This is a genomic window from Dactylosporangium siamense (assembly GCF_016862795.1).
Lineage (GTDB): Bacteria > Actinomycetota > Actinomycetes > Mycobacteriales > Micromonosporaceae > Dactylosporangium > Dactylosporangium siamense.
Genome location: NZ_BONQ01000292.1, coordinates 1 through 535, shown reverse-complemented (window position 1 = coordinate 535; position 535 = coordinate 1). Strand labels below are relative to the sequence as shown.

The following is a 535-nucleotide window of genomic DNA, read 5'->3' as shown; positions in this document are numbered from 1 at the left end:
CGCTGGTGATGCCGATGATCCGGCGCCACTTCAGCGGTGGGATGTTCGCGCTGAGGTTGTCGACCCGGTTGTCCATCGGGGCACCGTCGAAGGTGACCTCGTTCGCGGTGATCGGCGTCGCGGCGGCCAGGCCCTTGTGCGTGATCCCTTCCAGCCACATCGCGTAGCCGGTGGAGGCGTCGTCACGGATGTACGACTGGCGCAGCGTCCACTCGTCGACCGGGCGGAACCCGACACCGTTGTTGTTCAGGACCTCGGTGCGGATCTTGTTCAGCCGCTTCTTGGTGAAGAACGCCGGTGAGAACGTCTGGTTGCACGGCGCCGCGTCGCAGGTGAGGTCGGTCGGCGTGTCCTGGAAGTCGGCCGGAGCCGAGCAGCCACCGACGCACCGGCCGACGGTGTCGAAGTACACCCGTGCCAGGGGTGGGGTGGAGTAGATGGCGTCGCTGCGCTGGCCGTACTCGATCCGCTTCAGGTTCCCGGCCCGGACGTACCAGTCGGGGTGGTCGGCGTCGCCGTAGCGGGCGTAGTTGTT

General features: G+C 67.1%; 1 protein-coding gene. It reads right to left on the bottom strand.

What is annotated here, in order from left to right; translation table 11 throughout:
* The coding region (locus tag Dsi01nite_RS57000) for a hypothetical protein (protein WP_203854894.1) at positions 1-535 on the bottom strand (535 nt) is incomplete at both ends.